This window comes from Bacteroides caecigallinarum, from assembly GCF_016901995.1.
GTDB lineage: Bacteria > Bacteroidota > Bacteroidia > Bacteroidales > Bacteroidaceae > Phocaeicola > Phocaeicola cellulolyticus.
The window spans coordinates 25,084-43,614 of record NZ_JACJLE010000009.1 but is presented as its reverse complement, the minus strand read 5'-3'; the positions used below and the strand labels follow the sequence as shown (position 1 = coordinate 43,614).

12 protein-coding genes are annotated in these 18,531 nt (G+C 40.8%); 9 read left to right on the top strand and 3 right to left on the bottom strand.

The window, feature by feature from the left end; translation table 11 throughout:
• Positions 1-36: 36 nt before the first annotated feature.
• The 9 genes from H6A61_RS03685 (at position 37) to H6A61_RS03645 (ending at position 12,648) form a co-directional block, all read left to right on the top strand.
• On the top strand, positions 37-309 hold the full coding sequence (locus H6A61_RS03685) for an ACT domain-containing protein (protein WP_154043001.1): 273 nt from the start codon (positions 37-39) through the stop codon (positions 307-309).
• A gap of 44 nt (positions 310-353) precedes the next feature.
• On the top strand, positions 354-1,718 hold the full coding sequence (locus tag H6A61_RS03680) for a PFL family protein (protein WP_154043000.1): 1,365 nt from the start codon (positions 354-356) through the stop codon (positions 1,716-1,718).
• 295 nt (positions 1,719-2,013) lie between these two features.
• Positions 2,014-3,579, top strand: coding sequence for an ATP-binding protein (locus H6A61_RS03675; protein ID WP_204391083.1), 1,566 nt, complete (start codon positions 2,014-2,016; stop codon positions 3,577-3,579).
• 103 nt (positions 3,580-3,682) lie between these two features.
• Positions 3,683-4,492 carry a GLPGLI family protein gene (locus tag H6A61_RS03670; protein ID WP_204391081.1) on the top strand — a complete coding sequence of 270 codons (810 nt, stop codon included), beginning with the start codon at positions 3,683-3,685 and terminating at the stop codon, positions 4,490-4,492.
• Positions 4,493-4,523: 31 nt separating this feature from the next.
• Positions 4,524-7,067, top strand: a complete 2,544-nt coding sequence (locus H6A61_RS03665; RefSeq protein WP_204391079.1) for a carboxypeptidase-like regulatory domain-containing protein — start codon at positions 4,524-4,526, stop codon at positions 7,065-7,067.
• Between the two features lie 52 nt (positions 7,068-7,119).
• Entirely contained in the window at positions 7,120-8,442 is a 1,323-nt protein-coding gene (locus tag H6A61_RS03660) for a sensor histidine kinase (RefSeq protein ID WP_204391069.1), read from the top strand.
• Positions 8,443-8,446: 4 nt separating this feature from the next.
• The gene (locus H6A61_RS03655; RefSeq protein ID WP_204391067.1) at positions 8,447-9,139 is read left to right on the top strand and encodes a response regulator transcription factor; all 693 of its coding nucleotides are present in this window, start codon (positions 8,447-8,449) and stop codon (positions 9,137-9,139) included.
• 204 nt (positions 9,140-9,343) lie between these two features.
• Positions 9,344-11,089: a phospho-sugar mutase gene (locus tag H6A61_RS03650; protein WP_204391066.1), complete on the top strand. Its 1,746-nt coding sequence runs from the start codon at positions 9,344-9,346 to the stop codon at positions 11,087-11,089.
• A 191-nt stretch (positions 11,090-11,280) separates the two neighbouring features.
• Positions 11,281-12,648 carry an MATE family efflux transporter gene (locus H6A61_RS03645; protein WP_204391064.1) on the top strand — a complete coding sequence of 456 codons (1,368 nt, stop codon included), beginning with the start codon at positions 11,281-11,283 and terminating at the stop codon, positions 12,646-12,648.
• A gap of 1 nt (position 12,649) precedes the next feature.
• On the opposite strand, the gene H6A61_RS03640 is transcribed toward H6A61_RS03645, so the two are convergent.
• From H6A61_RS03640 to H6A61_RS03630, 3 genes are read right to left on the bottom strand one after another with little or no spacing between them, the layout of a single operon-like run.
• A complete protein-coding gene (locus H6A61_RS03640) occupies positions 12,650-13,390 on the bottom strand; it encodes an SDR family NAD(P)-dependent oxidoreductase (RefSeq protein WP_204391062.1) in 741 nt (246 codons plus the stop codon).
• Between the two features lie 9 nt (positions 13,391-13,399).
• Positions 13,400-17,677, bottom strand: coding sequence for an AAA domain-containing protein (locus tag H6A61_RS03635; protein ID WP_204391059.1), 4,278 nt, complete (start codon positions 17,675-17,677; stop codon positions 13,400-13,402).
• Complete coding sequence (locus H6A61_RS03630) at positions 17,677-18,468, bottom strand: hypothetical protein (protein WP_204391058.1); 792 nt, start codon at positions 18,466-18,468, stop codon at positions 17,677-17,679. The genes H6A61_RS03635 and H6A61_RS03630 overlap by 1 nt, the downstream gene beginning before the upstream one ends.
• Positions 18,469-18,531 lie beyond the last annotated feature (63 nt).

Sequence of the window (18,531 nt, the reverse complement as noted above, 5' to 3'; positions counted from 1 at the left end):
TTTGCCGACAAATTAGTTATTAAAAATCAATTAAAGATGAATAAATCAATTATCACCGTAGTAGGAAAGGATACTATAGGTATCATTGCCAAAGTGTGTACATATCTTGCAGATAACAAAGTAAACATACTTGACATCTCGCAAACTATCGTTCAGGAATATTTCAACATGATGATGATTGTTGATATGTCAGCCATAGAAAAACCTTTTGAGCAGATTGTTACTGAAATGTCTGCTTTGGGAGAAACAATGGGTGTGCAGATTAAGTGTCAGAGAGAAGAAATCTTCGATAAGATGCATCGTATTTAAGGAGTTGTCAGTTATTAGTTTTTAGATTAAAAAAACAGAAACTCATGATAAATATATCCGAGGTTATTGAAACCAATAAAATGATAGAAAAGGAAAATCTTGATGTCCGTACCATCACTATGGGTATCAACCTTCTTGATTGTGCTGATGGTAATCTTGATGTCCTTTGTCAGAATATATACAATAAGATAACCCGTCTTGCTGGAAAGCTGGTAAGTACGGGCGAAGAAATATCAAAGGAATTTGGTATTCCTATCGTAAACAAACGTATTTCCATCACGCCGATAGCACTTGTAGGCGGTTCTGCGTGTAAGACTTCCGATGATTATGTAAAGATTGCACAGACACTTGACCGTGTGGCAGCCGAATTGGGAGTGAACTTTATTGGAGGTTATTCTGCCATCGTATCTAAGGGTATGAGCCATAGCGACGAACTGTTCATCCGTTCCATTCCTAAGGCACTGGCATGTACAGATAGAATATGCAGTTCTGTCAATGTGGGTTCTACAAAGACTGGTCTTAATATGGATGCTGTGCGTCTTATGGGTGATATTATCAAGGAAACTGCAGAGATGACTAAAGACCGTGACTCTCTGGGTTGCGCTAAGCTGGTAGTTCTCTGCAATGCTCCTGATGATAATCCGTTCATGGCAGGTGCATTCCACGGAGTATCTGAAGACGATGCTGTTATAAACGTGGGAGTAAGTGGTCCGGGAGTAGTGAAATATGCACTCGAGCAGATACGTGGAGCAAGTTTCGAAGTTCTTTGCGAGACAATAAAGCGTACAGCATTTAAGATTACGCGTGTAGGTCAGCTTGTGGCACAGGAGGCGTCTCATCGTCTTGGTATTCCTTTCGGTATTATCGACCTTTCGCTGGCACCAACACCTGCTGTGGGCGACAGTGTGGCTGAAATTCTTCAGGAGATAGGTCTTGAGTATCCTGGTGCACCGGGAACTACAGCAGCCTTGGCTTTGCTTAACGATCAGGTTAAGAAAGGCGGTGTGATGGCATCATCATACGTAGGAGGTCTTAGCGGCGCGTTTATCCCTGTAAGCGAAGACCAGGGAATGATTGATGCTGTAGTGGCAGGAGCCCTTACAATAGAAAAACTGGAAGCCATGACATGTGTATGCTCTGTGGGACTTGACATGATAGCAATTCCGGGTGATACACCGGCTACATCTATTGCAGGTATGATAGCCGATGAGGCAGCCATAGGAATGATAAACCAGAAGACAACAGCTGTCCGTGTAATTCCTGTTGTAGGAAAGACTGTGGGCGAAACTGTAGAGTTCGGAGGTCTTTTGGGTTATGCTCCGGTTATGCCTATCAACCGTTTCAGCTGCGATGCTTTCGTAAATAGAGGAGGACGTATTCCTGCTCCTATACATAGTTTCAAGAACTAAAAAGAAATAATTTAGTATAGATGACGAGTCTTTCTCTTTAAGAGGGTGGCTCGTCATTTTTTATATTTGCGTAAGATAGGCTTCAATTCGGAATTAAAAGTCTGAAAGCTTTTTTTGCTTTGTACTACATTATGTTTGCGCTATCTTTGATAAGCTAGGATGCGTTTGCGGCATAGTTTAAATTTGAAAAACTTTGTTTTTCATTTGTCTCTGCTCTCAACTTTCACTATCTTTGTAAAAGGCAAGAATGTTTACAAAATAGTCTTTATTCACTTTTAATTATTAATTCTCCAATATGAAATATCCTATAGGAATACAGAGCTTTGACCGTATAATAGAGGACGATTATGTTTATGTCGATAAGACTGATATGGTATATAGCTTAGTGCAGGAAGGCTCAATATACTTCCTCAGCCGTCCGCGCCGTTTCGGCAAGAGTCTTCTTGTATCGACACTGAAGAACTATTTTCTTGGCAGAAAGGAACTTTTCAGGGGATTGAAGATTGATGCGCTGGAGAAGGACTGGAAGGTGTATCCGGTATTTCATATTGATTTCAATGGTGGAGAATATACAATCAAAGGTGCATTGAGAAGTGCTATTCTAAGCTATATAACAGATTGGGAGAAACTGTACGAAATAGAAAAAGGCGAAGAAGAACTTAATCTGGGTTTCAGGTTCAAGAGAATACTCGAGGCAGCTTATAAAAAAAACGGTCTCCGTGCTGTGGTACTTATTGATGAGTATGACAAGCCTATCCTTGATGTCCTGGATTATGACAAAGATTTGGAGGAAGAGCATCGCAACGTCCTGAAAGGTTTTTATTCCACTTTCAAGGGAGCCGATGAATACCTGCAGTTCGTATTCCTGACAGGTGTAACCAAGTTCTCGCAGGTGAGTGTTTTCAGCGGATTCAATCAGCCTAAGGATATAAGTATGCATGCAAAGTATGAGACACTTTGCGGTATATCTCAGGAGGAACTGGAGAGTTTTTTCAGAGAGCCTATAGAACAGATGGCTGATGAATACAGTTGTACGTATGATGAAATGATGAAAAAACTGAAATCGCAGTATGACGGTTATCATTTCAGTAAAAGAATGACAGATGTGTATAATCCTTTCAGTCTGCTTAATGCATTCGATTCAGGTGAAATGAATGATTATTGGTTCAAGAGTGGTACTCCGACATATCTTATCCGCCTGTTGTCGCATTCTGATGAGAATATGAACGAGATAACAGGGAAGTATTATTCTCCTGAAGAATTTATAGACTACAAAGCCAATGTTGAGCAGCCATTGCCTATGATATATCAGAGTGGCTACCTTACTATAAAGAAATTCGATTTGGAAGAAATGACATTTCTGCTTGATTTCCCAAACAATGAAGTAAAACGCGGGTTTCTTACGATGGTGGCTTCATCTTATTTTGGCGATAAAATGGAGACTGCATCATGGATAAGGAAAACTGTCTCACAATTGAAAAAAGGTGAGATAGACGATTTCCGTACCGGTATGACCGCTTTCCTTGCAAGTATTCCCTATACGATGCGACGCAAAGAGAACGAGCGCGAAAAGGAAAGATATTTCCACTATACATTCTATCTTATAATGCGCCTTATCAGTGTCTATACAGTCTATACAGAGAAGGTGCAGAGCCACGGTCGTGTGGACTGTATCGTAGAAACTCCGGACTATGTATATATTTTTGAATTCAAGCTTGACGGAACTGCCGATGAGGCTATGCGTCAGATAGATGAAAAGGGGTATGTCCGTGAATATGAGTCTGACAGCCGTAGAGTATATAAGATAGGTGCTGTGTTCTCGTCAGAGACGGGGACTATAGAGGAGTGGAAGGTAGAGTAGAGGATTCAGTTAACTCTAGTTAACCGAGTGTTAGCTATGAGTTAACCGCAAATCTGGTTCCAATATACGATCTTTGTCATATAAACATTAAATGAATGTATTTATGAGAAAGATTATTACCTTTATTCTATTTCTTTCGGCTGTTGTGCTGAATGCGCAGGAAACAGCCTTGTTTCGCGTCACATACGATTGTGATGCTTTGTATAGTAAGACACGCAATACCTACAGATGGTTTCTGGATGTAGGCAAAACCCAATCTGTTTTCTACAATCCTAATAATAGGGCATGGACGTCGGAGTATGATAATATTTCCAAGGAAGCGGATATTGCAACAGCCCTGGTGAGGGCACAGAATGTAAATAAAAAGTATGGAAACAAGAACTCTCTGGAAGTTCTGACGGGTGCGCCATCGTCTGATAAATATACCTATATGAGGTATATCAAGACAAATAAGTTTATATACACAGAGAAACTTCCGCAAATAGACTGGGCATTATCAGACAGTACCAAAACGATTTGTGATTATCAGTGCAAGAAGGCGGTAGCGACAGTTTATGGCAGAACATGGACTGTATGGTACACACCCGATATCCCTGTTTCGGCAGGTCCTTATGTTCTGAAAGGTTTGCCCGGTGTGATTCTTGAAGCATGCGATGCTGACAATCTTTTTCATTTTGTAGCTGTAGGTCTGGAACAGAATGTTTATGATGCCAGAATAGAGTTGTTCGAAAAGGACAAGGCTCTGAAGTGTTCACGTTCGAAATTTCTGAAACTGAGAAAAGCCGAGGAAGGAAAAACTTATGGAGAAGCGGCAAAAGAATTGGGTATCAACCTGGTAAAGGCTGTTGATATCAACGGTAAAGATATAACCAATACAGTCCAGCCTACAAGTAATTATCTTGACCTGGAATAATGTCATTTGAAAATACATCATTCGTATGGTTATGGTAAGAATCATTCTGTTGTGTTTCTCCCTTGCTGTTTCTTTGTGTCTGCCTGCGCAATCTTCTGCTGTTTTCTTTGGTAAGGTGGTTGATACATCCGAAAATGGAATGTATGGAGTGAATATTGTGGCTTATAATGAATCTGGCAGGCAGCTGTGTTATGCCATTTCAGATGCTGAGGGTTACTTTACTCTTAAACCTGTAGGCGGAATTGCTTATGTCAGATTCAGCTTTCTGGGCTATGAAACACAGACAGTTAAGTATAATCCTTCGGTAAATAAGGTCGTTGTCAGAATGAAAGAAACAAGCTTTCAGCTGCGTGAGGTTTCTGTAAAGGCCGAACGTATAAGTGAAAGGGGTGATACTCTGACATATTCCGTAGCAGGTTTCAAGCAGATACAGGACCGCAGTATAGCCGATGTAATTAGGAAAATGCCAGGTCTGGAAGTAAAGCCTAACGGCAGTATATCTTATCAGGGAAAGTCGATAAATCATTTTTACATCGAGGGGCTTGATCTGATGGGAAGCCAGTATGTCCAGGCCAGCAATAACATATCGGCAGACAAGGTGGAGAGTGTTCAGGTCTTGGAAAATCATCAGGCTGTAAAGTCATTGCGTGACATTGAGTTCAGTGATAAAGCAGCCTTGAACATAGTTCTAAAAGATGATGCCAAGTCTGTCTGGACGGGTTTGGCTGATATAGGATTGGGATGGGCGGAAAAGAGTAATGGCTTTCTTTATGAGAACCGTCTGATGGGGATGAATTTCAAGAAGAATTTCCAGACATTATTGCTTTATAAGAACGCAAATACAGGGACGAATATTGCAGATGAGATTTTAAGCCTTTCCGACTTGTTGGAATATCGTGGAGAAGCGAATATTATCAGTTTGCTCGATTTGGGCGGTCCTGCCTTTGATGCCGAAAGATATACATTCAATAAAAGTCATCTTCTTTCCGGTAACTGGCTGTGGAGGACCGGAAAAGATTCAGACCTGAGAATACAGGCAAGCGGACTGTTTGACAGTGAGGAACAGCTTAGAAAGAGTTCCACTACATATCTGGATTTTGACGGTTCGCCGGTAATCACGGAGGATTGGAATGTGGAAAGCAGACGAAAGGAGGCAAAGGGAGAAATCACATATACGCTGAATAAGGAAAGGACATATCTGAAAAGCATTTCGAAAGTGTATTCCGACTGGAATGTAAGTCATGGCAATATACTTTATAATGACAGGCTTACCGCTCTTTCAGTCAAACCTTATAAACGTATGGTCTCGGAAGATTTACTGTTGTCGCATACTACGGCAGGGGGCAATGTCATTCAGTTTAATTCTTCTACCGGTTATACCCGTTTGCCGGGACAGTTGCTTACGATAAACGGCAACAGTCAGTTGCTTGATATGGATTTATTCTCTTCGAAAAATCATGTGCAGTATAAAAAGAAATTCGGAGCATTGTATTTTGATAATATGATGGGATTTGACAGTCGTTATCAGAAGATAAACAGCACTGACTGGAAGCTTCAACAGCTATATTGGAGTCCGTCTGTGAGTATGAGGCATAAAGGACATGAGTTAACGGCAAAGACCAAGGTCAGCTATGTGAATCAATTCTTGGATAATTCGGGGAATGGGGCTGCTGATAAGCTTCGTTCTTCAGACTTCTGGATTGAGCCTAATCTGAACTGGAGATGGGAAATGTCTCCCACATCGAAACTTATTCTTGATTACCGTCTGACGGCCGATCCGTATGATGCAAAGAAACTTGTTACAGAACCTCTTTTCACTTCGTATGCTCAATGTACTGTAGGAATAGGAGAGCCTGAAACCCAATTTGCACATTCTCTGAGCGCTTCGTTTACTTATCGTAATCCTCTTTACGGTCTGTTCGCCTATCTGCGACCTGTGTATATTCATAATAAAGGTAATATTCTGTATAGCGGAGAATTGGATTCCGGAGTGTATAATATGGTGGCTACATCCGGGCGTTATAGTACAGACGCATATATCGTTGACGGACGCATAGCCAAGAATTTCTTTTGGGCAAATACCACTCTTGGATTTGGAGGGGGAGTAAACTCATCCGAATCGCAGATGTTGGTTTCCGGAGTGTTGGCTAAAAACAGGATGAACGTGTATCATGCGTCGTTTGACTATTCATTGAAGCCTGTGAAAGGTATATCAATACAGGGTAAGTCAAAAATGATGATATGCAATAGATTGGAAAAAACAACTCCATACAATGAAAGTGGTGTAATTGACTGGTCACACTCGCTTGGGATAAATTTCAATCCCGCAGGCGGATGGATGTTTTCGCTGAAAAATGAGATATATCACAGCAATGAAAAATCTTTTGGTGTGAACTGTTTTTGTGATATCTCAATAGGGTATAAATCGAAGAAGTGGGAATTGTCGCTTGTGGCAGACAATATTATAGGCAATTCTGTTTATGAGCAGGTTAATGTAAGTTCAATCACTCGTTTTTACTCTATGACCCGCCTCAGACCACGTGAATATCTCATGAAGTTGAGTGTGGATTTGTGATTATATTGCCTTAAAACTATTACTTTTGTTCTGTTAAACTGATTTATTTGGTATGAAGATTGATAATAAACATAGATTCCTGATTATTGCAGTAATTTCAGTTGTCATGATTGCTGCTTATGAGGGGTATTGGCTTTCGGGGCTTTACAAGTCTCAACGACAGTCGTTGGAGATGCAGATCAGTTCATTGATTTCCAAGTCTGAACTTGCAGCTTATTCGTTTCAGTTAAAACGAGAGCAACTGACAGACTCCATAGCATTTTTGAGTCATGATAATTTGTCTAAGATTGTATCAATAAAAAGAGACTCTTCTTTTGGGAATAAAATTAGGTCAATAAGTGTATATAGGCGTGACGACTTTAATAAACAGGTGGCATCTTCAGTAACTTCTCCGGAATTTTATGAAATGATGGATTCCATACTTTTTCAGAATTTTAAGGAGGCAGGTATAGATGAAATCTTCCGTCCGCTGGATACACAGGAGTTTGTATCTAATGTAAATCCCGATTCTGTTGTTCGAAATGGATATATCATAGTTAAATCAACTCTTGGTAAAAAACTTTATTCATTTGATACTGGGCTGATGACCGGATATATACTGTTGAATATGTCCGGCATTATATTCACTTCGTTGATGGTTGTCGCCATAGTGATATTCTCTTTCTGGTTTTTCATAAATACTCTGAAAAAGCAGATGGAATTTGACGAGATGAAAAGCAGTTTTACAAGCAATATCACTCACGAACTGAAGACTCCTATTGCAGTGGCATACGCGGCAAATGATGCTTTGCTGAATTATGGCTTGGCGGACAATCCTGTAAAAAGGGAGGAATATCTGCTTGACACAAAGGAACAGCTGGAAAAACTGAGTGCCCTTGTGGAGCGTATCCTGTCGATGTCAATGAAGGAAAGAGGTAATTTCCGGCTGGAAGTATCGGAAACAAATATAAGAGACATGTTTGAGAAAATAGTACAGGAGACCAGATTACGTACTGCAAAAGCCTGTGATATACAGATAGAGGCCGATGATAATCTGACTGCTATATTCGATGCAAAACTGATGTTGAGCGTGGTTTCCACTTTAGTCGATAATGCGGTAAAGTATTCAGGTGAGTCGGTACGGATACTGCTTAAAGCAATCAGAAAATCAGATAAGTTGTTTATTTCAGTATCAGACAACGGGATTGGAATCGCACAGGAACATCAGAGACATGTATTCGAGAAATTCTATCGTGTTCCTCATGGCGATGTACATGAAGTGAAAGGATATGGTATAGGACTTTATTTTGCAAAAACGATTGTGGAAAGACATGGAGGACAGATTTCATTGACAAGTACTCCGGGTAATGGAAGTACGTTTACAATTGAATTATAATGATATGGGAAAGATAAAAGTATTGCTTATTGAAGATGAAATAACTTTGGCGAAGATAATAAAAGATACACTGGAAAGTGTTGGCTTTGACGTTAGCATGTCCTATGATGGCGAGGAGGGATTGAAACTATTCTTTGAATCAAAACCCGATGTTCTGGTTTCTGATATAATGATGCCAAAGATGTCAGGGCTGGATGTGGTAAAGAAAATACGTAACACCGATAAAACTACACCAGTAATATTTCTGACGGCAAAAACGGAGGTGGATGACGTAGTGGCAGGATTTGAAACCGGTGCCAATGACTATATCCGCAAACCGTTTGCCATGAAAGAGCTTATAGTACGTATAAAAGCTCTGACCGGACGTATTTCTTCAAAAGAGGAATCGGAACAGCATATGTTTAATATTGGAGATTATGAGTTTGATGCGGACAAGGGTATTCTTTTATATATACCTACTGGTGAAACAGAACAACTTCCAAATAGAGAAACAGAGGTTTTGAAAAGATTCTGTCAGAATTTCGATTCTATTGTTCCCATGCAGAATGTGTTGCTGGAATTATGGGGAAACGATGATTTTTTCTGTACAAGAAGTCTGCAAGTGTTGATAACAAGGATACGGCATCGCTTGTCGAAGGATAAACGTATCCAGATTATTAATATTAGGGGAAATGGATATAAACTTTCATTGGATTAGTTTATTGTATTTATTTGAAAGATGTTTCTTGCTGTAATCCTGATGAAATAGCAACAGGGTTTTATTTCAATTTTGATTGCTGTTGTCGTTCTTTTTGTTTTTACGTCTTATTTGATAAAAAAACATTAGGATAATTTGTTTCTATTTTATATTTTTGTGCATAATTAATCATATAATCAATAATCATTTTAATAACAACTAATCATGGGAAACGAAGAATTAATTAAGCTTTGTATTGAGAAGGCACAAAAATGGTTGACACCAGCATATGATGCCGAAACTCAGGCAGAAGTAAAACGTATGATCGAAAACGAAGACAAGACAGACTTGATTGAAGCATTCTATAAAGATCTTGAATTTGGTACAGGTGGTTTGCGTGGTATCATGGGCGTTGGCTCAAACCGCATGAATATCTACACTGTAGGTGCTGCAACTCAGGGATTGTCTAACTATCTTAATAAATGTTTTGCAGGCAAGAAAGATATCTCTGTAGTTGTTGGTCACGACTGCCGTAACAATAGCCGCCTGTTTGCTGAAATCTCTGCTAATATTTTCTCTGCAAACGGTATTAAGGTATATCTTTTCGACGATATGCGTCCAACTCCTGAAATGTCGTTTGCTATCCGTCATCTTGGCTGCCAGAGCGGTATTATCCTTACTGCTTCACACAATCCAAAGGAATATAACGGCTACAAGGCATACTGGGATGATGGTGCACAGGTTCTTGCTCCACACGACAAGGGTATCATTGACGAAGTTAACAAGATTGCTTCTGCTGCAGATATCAAATTCGAAGGCAACAAAGACCTTATACAGATTATCGGTAAGGATGTGGATGATATCTATTTGGAAAAAGTACACTCAATCTCTATCGACCCTGAAGTTATCAAACGTCAGAAAGACCTCAAGATTGTCTATACTCCTATCCACGGAACAGGTATGATGCTTATCCCTCAGGCTCTTAAGATGTGGGGATTCGAGAATGTTCACTGCGTTCCGGAACAGATGGTTAAGAGTGGTGACTTCCCAACTGTAATCTCTCCAAACCCTGAAAATGCTGAGGCTCTTACACTTGCTATCAACCTTGCAAAGAGTATCGATGCTGATATCGTTATGGCTTCTGACCCTGATGCTGACCGTGTTGGTATGGCTTGCAAGAACAGCGAAGGCGAATGGGTACTTATCAACGGTAACCAGACTTGCTTGATCTTCTTGTACTACATCATCAAGAACCGTATCGCTATGGGTAAGATGAAGGGTAATGAATTCGTTGTTAAGACTATCGTTACTACTGAACTTATCAAGGCTGTGGCTGACAAGAACAATATCGAAATGTACGACTGCTACACTGGTTTCAAATGGATTGCACGTCAGATCCGTCTGAACGAAGGTATCAAACAGTATATCGGTGGTGGTGAAGAAAGCTACGGATTCCTTGCTGAAGATTTCGTTCGTGATAAAGATGCTGTTTCTGCATGTGCTCTTCTTGCTGAAATCTGTGCTTGGGCTAAGGATCAGGGCAAGACATTGTATGATATATTGATGGAAATCTACGTTGAATACGGTTTCTCTAAAGAAGTGACTGTAAACGTTACTAAACCTGGTAAGAGCGGTGCTGATGAAATCAAGGCTATGATGGACAACTTCCGTGCATGTCCTCCTAAGGAACTTGGCGGTTCTAAAGTTGCTCTTGTTAAGGACTACAAGACTCTTAAGGCAACAGACGGCAACGGTAATGTAACAGACATTGATATGCCGGAACCATCTAACGTACTTCAGTTCTTCACAGAAGACGGTACTAAGATTTCTGTACGTCCTTCAGGTACAGAGCCTAAGATTAAGTTCTATATGGAAATCAAGGGCGAAATGGCATGTCCTAAGTGCTATGCAGGAGCATGCGCTGACGCTGAAGAAAAGATTGAAGCTGTCAAGAAATCTCTTGGTATCTGATAAGATGTCTTGCAAAGGCTTTGCAATGCTTTTGCAAACAATTTTCAAATAATATTCAAACTGCATCGGATGATGATTGTGAGAACAATATCGTCCGGTGCAGTTTATTTTTTGTTAAAATCCTGATAACCCTAAGTCTATGAGTGTAGAAAATACATTACCTTTGCATCCCGGTAAAAAGTACAGGATATATGGCAAAGTCTAAAGAGATGACATCCGGGGCTCCTCTGCCTCTTATATTGAATTTCACAGTTCCACTCTTATTGGGAAATCTGCTTCAGCAGACATATTCGTTTGTAGATGCTGCGATAGTGGGTAAGTTTCTTGGTATAAATGCACTGGCATCTGTAGGTGCAAGCACGTCTGTCGTGTTTCTTATCCTTGGCTTCTGTAATGGATGTTGCGGTGGTTTCGGTATTCCTGTTGCTCAGAAATTCGGTGCACGCGATTATGTCACTATGCGCAGATTTGTATCGGTCAGCCTGAAACTGGCAGGAGTGATGTCTGTTGCTATAGCCATTGTTACGAGTCTGCTTTGTGCCTATATCTTGAAATGGATGCAGACACCTGATAATATCATGGAAGGAGCTTATCTATATCTCTTGGTAACTTTTATCGGTATTCCGTGTACTTTCTATTATAATCTTCTTTCCAGTATAATACGTGCATTGGGCGACAGCAAGACACCGTTCTGGTTCCTTCTAATATCTACTGTACTGAACATTGTTCTCGATCTGGTATGTATCCTGGTGTTGGGATGGGGTGTTGCCGGTGCTGCTATAGCCACTGTTGTTTCGCAGGGGGTATCGGCACTTATGTGCTATAAGTATATGTATCGCAAGTTTGACATTCTTAAAACTGCTCCTGCAGACAGACGTTTCCGACCTGAATTGGCGAAACAGTTGCTCTACATAGGTGCACCTATGGGACTCCAGTTTTCCATAACAGCCATTGGCAGTATAATGCTTCAGGGTTCCAACAATGCTTTGGGGACGGCATGTGTGGCGGCATTTACTGCAGCTATGAGAATAAAGATGTTCTTCCTCTGTATGCTCGAAAGTCTTGGTATGGCAATGGCTACATACAGCGGACAGAACTACGGAGCAGGAAAACCGGAGAGAATATGGCAGGGTGTTAAAGCATCAATGTTGCTTACTGTAGCCTATGTAGCAATGGTAAATCTGGTTTTGTGGAATTTTTCTGAAGAGATAGCCATGCTGTTTGTCGATGCCTCTGAAACAGAAGTATTGGCCGACACGGCATTGTTTCTGCATGTATCGGCTTCATTCTTCATATTTTTGGGTATGGTGTGTATATTCAGATATACCATTCAGGGAGCCGGTTATACCCAGTTGTCTATGCTTTCCGGAGTGGCAGAGATGATAGCCCGTGTATTGGTCAGCGTAGTGGCTGTTCCAATGTGGGGATACTGGGCGGTATGCTTTGGTGATCCTGTGGCATGGATGTTTGCCGTGGCCTTTCTTCTTCCGGCATTCAGATATGTATATCGCAGATTATGCCGTATAGTGGAAAAAGAGAAAGTTCTGCATACTGCATGATTTAGTTTTTCACTTTCATCCTTTTCCAGATGCATCGCGGTATGAGTTTCCAGAAGAATACCAGTATGCTGTATTTCCAGTCTATCACAGCTATTCTTTTATTTCTCTTTAAGGCTTTTACTATCAGCTTTGCTGCGTATGACGTTTTCATCAGCATAGGATAATTCTTGCCGTCGTTAAGCAGACTTGTAGCGACGAATCCGGGGCGTATGTCCGTGAAACGGATATTCAGCTTCTGCATTCCGGCAAGTTGTTCGAGTGCATCAATATATGTGTTTTGAAATCTCTTTGTGGCAGAATATGCAGGTGCTACACCCAAACCTTTCGTTCCGGCAATGGAACTTATCACTGCAATATGTCCTCTGCCTTTTTCTCTGAAATATCTGAAAGCAGTACCTACCAGTCTGGTAAATCCGGTTCCGTTTGTTTCAAGTGTATTCAGTTCTATATCGGCATCAAGTCTCGTATTCTGATATCCTATACCAGAACTGTGGAAATACATATCCATACCGCCAAGTTCGTCAATCAGAGATAGAAGTGCCTTGTCGGCATTGCAGTCCTTTACGTCTATGGCTTTTATGCATACCTGTCCTGGATATTCCGACTGTAATTTCTTCAGGTTCTCTTCTCTTCGGCCTGCCACTCCCAGTTTCCAGCCATCTGCAAGCAGAAGTCGTGCCACTTCATAGCCTAATCCTGAAGTAGCTCCCATAATTACTGCACGTTTCGTATTGTTTGTCATTGCTGTTCTTTATCTGTTTGATTTTATTTCGTAAATAAATTCCTTATATTCAGGAATATTAGTGTTTTTCCCTAAATAATATTTTGCTGTCATTGGCATTTGTTCGTTCAGGCTGATGAACTCTCTGCCCAGGTGACTGCAGAAAGCCATATATGCATTTCTGTTAGCCATGTTTCCTGCATCATCCCTGTATATGGTGATGTAGTGGTTCGTTGGGCGTGCGTGTACCAGTTGGTTTATGTACATGGCAAGATGTCTTGCTTCGATAGGAGATATGCAGCCCATAATGTTCGACATATTGAATATAACAAGTTCAGGAAGTACGGAGTGTGATTTCCAGAAACTGTCGCTTACAGCCGTGATGCGTGGATACAGACTCCATTTCACGTGTTTGTAGTTCTCTGACGTAAGGAATTTTTCGCTCGTTTGTCCCATTTCTTCCTTAGGGTATATTCCCAAGTAATATATATCCGTATGGTTCAGCTGCCTGCACAGGTCTATGAATGCCAGGCCTGATGCAGCCGATTCATATGATATATCGCAGAATACCATTCTTCCCGAAACATTTCGTATGGCATTCCTCAGCCAGTTTCCACAGTCCTCGTACATTGCCATGGCAGCCGAATATTGTTTTCTCATTTCATGAAAGTTGAACAGTAGGGCGTAGTCATCTGCTTTCAAGCCGTGTAAAGAGTTGAAATCTGTTCTCCCGTATGAAATCAGTTCCTTGGCACGTGCGACATCCATTCCTGATAAATAGACTATCTCCGAATATTGTCTTTCTATAATGGCGTTGAATGCTTGTTCAAATTCCGGTTTTATGGAATACGATTTACCATCCGTTTCCCAGTTCATGTCGTATGAAGGTATAGTAAAGTTACCTTTACAGAAGTCATTTGTATTAGTATCAATAAACCCATTATTCATGCGGATATATTCCATCAGCTTATAGAACGTGATGTTTGCGCTAAGCACCTGCGGATTGCCTGTCATTATCATCTGCTTTCTGGCACGGGTGATGGCTACATTCAGTTTCCTGTCTATGATTGCATCTTCCTCGCGGAAAGTATTCGATGTAAGGAAATTCAGCTGGCTGGTATTTCTTACGGTGAAGGAATATATTATAATATCCCTCTGGCTTCCCTGATATCTTTCTACAGTGTCTATGGAGATATTCATCAGTTCCGGAATGCCGAGAGATGAAATCTCCTTTCTTATCATTGCTATCTGGTTGCGATATGGCACAATGATTCCTACAGTTTTGTCCGCATCAAAATAGTTTTCCGTCAGACTGTAGATTCTTTTCAACAATGCGGCTATGATTTTAGCCTCGTTTATGTTGGCTTTATCCGATGATGCTGATATATTTTCAGGGGTAGGCGCAGTGATGAAAACCATCCTTCTCGAAGTTAGAAGCTTTTCTATCATATCCGGATTTTCCGGAATATTTGCATACGGCAATTCCTCTTCCTGATGGGGGAGAGGTACACATTCCAGGCACTCACGGCTGTAGAACGTAGTGTTCGGGAATTCGGCGATTGCCGGATGCATTCGTCCCTGTTTCCTCAGTACGCTTTTTGCCTTTTCATCACTCTGTCTGTACAGTCTTTCGAACAGCGAGTTTCTGCAATCATACAGTCCTATGGTATTCAGAAGAGGGTCTGTAATCTTGGCGCTTTCCGCATTTTGGAGTGCAATGGCAGGCAACTGTTTGTAATCGCCTATAAGCACGAATTTATCTATTGCATTGCAGTTGCCACTTCTTGCAGATAGTATTCCTATCAGGTCCGGTTCAAGAATCTGCGAAGCCTCGTCTATTATTGCCATATCGAAGTGCTTTATATCGAACAGATTGAGTCTGTTATTTATGGCGGTAGTCGTTCCTACGAATATCCTTGTATCCGAAATTTTCTTTTTGATATCAGTCAGTTTCGGACAGTCTTCCAACTGATTTTTCAGTAGGAAAGGTTCGAATCTTTTGTCGCACGACATTTCATGCCCTATGCGAATAAAAGGGGTATTGGATGCTATTCCGGAATCAACAAGCATGTTGCAAATCTCATCTACAGCCCTGTTGGTATATGATAATAACAGTATGGACGTATTTTTCTCTGAAAGAGCTTCTTCAACCATAAATCTCAATGCACACGAAGTCTTTCCCGTACCCGGAGGTCCTACAAGCAAGAAGTAGTCCTCTGCCTGTTTTTCCTTGAGAATGATTTCATCAAAACGTCCATAGCTGCCGTTCAACTTTACTCCCTCATTAAACGATGGTTCTCTGGCCCCAAGGAGAAGTTCCTTTCTGTCTGTATGTGCAGAAAGGAAAGAGAAAAGCCCTCTTATTCCTGCCGAAGCGGAAACGTCCGAAGAATCATGTTCTATGGCAAAAGTATCGTTATTTCCACCTATTATGTCCTTGTTCTGCTGTCCGTTCCTCAGTATTATTGTTATATTGTCGGGAGTTATTTCTGTTATGTTTCCTTTCATGAGAATTTCGTCTCTCACGTCTGGTTTTTCTGTATATGGATAGAATATTATTATATCTCCTTTTCTGAAGTTGGGCAGGAAATCATCGCCTTGAGCAGGTATGCTGAGTTCTATCAGGTCATATCCCTTGTTGGGCGAACTCTTGCGTTTGTCCTTTATTTTCAGACCTGTAAGAATGTTACCGTTTTCTATTTTCTCGGCCAACGGAGTGTTCCAGACCGAGGCAAATCCTCTGGATGAGTCGTCACTGCCGCCTGTGCGAGCCAGTACCGATTCCTTTGATATGAATGTAAAGAAACGCTGGAAATAAGCCTTTTCCAGTGGTGAGCAGTGTTTTAGGGTCTGAATTGTTTTATAAAGTTCAGGCTCCTGATAGTCGGTCCACAGCTTGTTGTGCACCTGCAATTCATTAAGAAGATCTGTGTCAATCTCTTCCGTTACATTCGAAATAGCTCCTTCGCTGAAAGCCATTTCGTTGCACACTATCATGTTTCTCAGCTTGATACTTTCGCGGAAGAGTTTGTCGGTAAAGTGTTCAATGATAAGTCCGTCCGTATATCTGGAATAAAGCAGGAAGGTCTGCATATCTTCGGTTGCCTTTCCGAAATTATACATCAAAACACCCTGATACAGCATCATCTGTATGAAATGGTCTTCCTTATGCCTTTTGTTGTACTCATCCTTTTTACCTGATTTTTGTTCTATCAGTACCTTGAAATCATTCTGAAGCAAGTCCACACGTCCCTGCAAACCAAGCTTTTCGCAAATAAACGATGCTTCAAGCATAACCTTGTTTCTGTCGAAAGAAGGAATGCTGTGCGGGAGAATATCATTTACGAAGGAACGGATATTAATCATCTGCGCCTGTGCCATTGTATGGAAATTGTCAGGTATAGGGCAGGTACAGAAATCAAGTGCCGAAGCCGAGAAGAATTTCTTCAGGCTGCCTGCGTATGTCACAGGTTGTGTATTCCTTTCGTTTATATAATCGTCCAGAAACAGTCCGGCGAGGTTACCCATAAGTATGTGGTGAGTATTTGCCTTAGGCTTTATTCGGCTCATGAAAAAGTTCAACGGATGATGTCCGTACTCCCTGAAGCATGAAGCCAGCGAACTGATATCTATCAGAAAGTCCGGATGTAATATTATCAGTTCCGGTATATAGTGGTTTTCTTCATCTACTTTCACACCAAGCAGGTTTATCTGCATGTTTTCCTCAAGTAGATCATTCAGATACAGCATGTCGCCGTTAAATCCTCCCTTGGCATAGTTGATTACTATCATCGGATCCTCATCGCTGTCGGTAGATGCGAAAATAAGATTTTCGTTCCAGCTGTTCACCGATGCTCTCACGTAAGGAATATGCGACAGGCGTGTTCCGCTGTACGGGCGGTTGGAATGCGGTATCTGCGGAAGTATGGATGCCGGTATGTCTTCTTCAAAACCGAGTGATATGAATCTCACTATTGCCCTTAGGTCGTAGAGATATTCGTTCATGTCCGGCTGGAAGTTATCACCCATTGCTGAATTACAGTTACGCCTCATAGTCTGTATGGCGTATCTGTCCGAAGGAGTCATCTTCTTCTCCTTGCATATAAAGTCCAGCCTGGAGAACATATTTGCAAATGAGGCTGTCACTCCTGTGGTGAGTTCGTAACATGCCTGTTGCAGAACCTTATATAGCAAAATATACTTAGCCCGCAGGTTGTCTTGCGACGCTGCGGGCTGAGTATGTATTTTTTCTATTCTTTGGAAAAAATCAAAAGATTGTATGTCGATGTGTTCAGGTCTGTCTGTCATCAGTTTTCAGTTGTGTCTTCCAGAATATATTCAATTGTTGCCTTTTCAAGTCTAGGATACTGACTCTGATATGTTTCAGTCACATCATGTCGAAGAACCTTATATGTGTAATTATTTTCAGTTTTATCAATCAGATCCAGTTCTATTTTGTTGTTTCCTGCCAGTGATATGTCGAAACTTAATATCTTGTTTCCGTTTTCCGGATCGTAAGATTCTTTCTGACTGAAAATTCCGGTTACTGCACTTGCGCCTTTTTGTGGGTATATGCTTACATTACCTCCGTTAAGCTCTTCTACAGTATAGGTAAATTCTATAGACCCTCCGGTCTTCATTATTGCACTGTTTGTTATATCTTCTTCAATCATTTTTGTCTCATCCTGAGTCAATGATCCTCCTATAACTTCAGTAGAGATATTATTTACATGGAATATGCGTGCCTGATTTTTAACGGTTATAACAAATCTGCTTTCATTCTTCTCGTAATCAGTAATACGCATAATGCCGTTTCCTATCTTTACTGGAGTAAGCGATAATTTCTCTCCATTGTATTCATAGCTGACGATATCTTTGTTCAGATTTTCCAGTATATATTTTCCGTTGCCTCCATTGATGTAGAAATCCTGTCCTTCTGTGAAAGCATCGATATATATAGTATCATTATTTGTAATATGACTCTTTCCGTCAGCGCTGACCAATGTTATCGGAGCATAGCTTTCACCGCAAGAGGCTAGGAAAGCTGTTAATAATATATTAGTAATTACAATTAGAGTTGATAATAGATTTCGTTTCATATGTTTCATTTTTTTGTTATTATGTCACAAAGATATATGTTTAAATGAAAAATCAAAAAGATA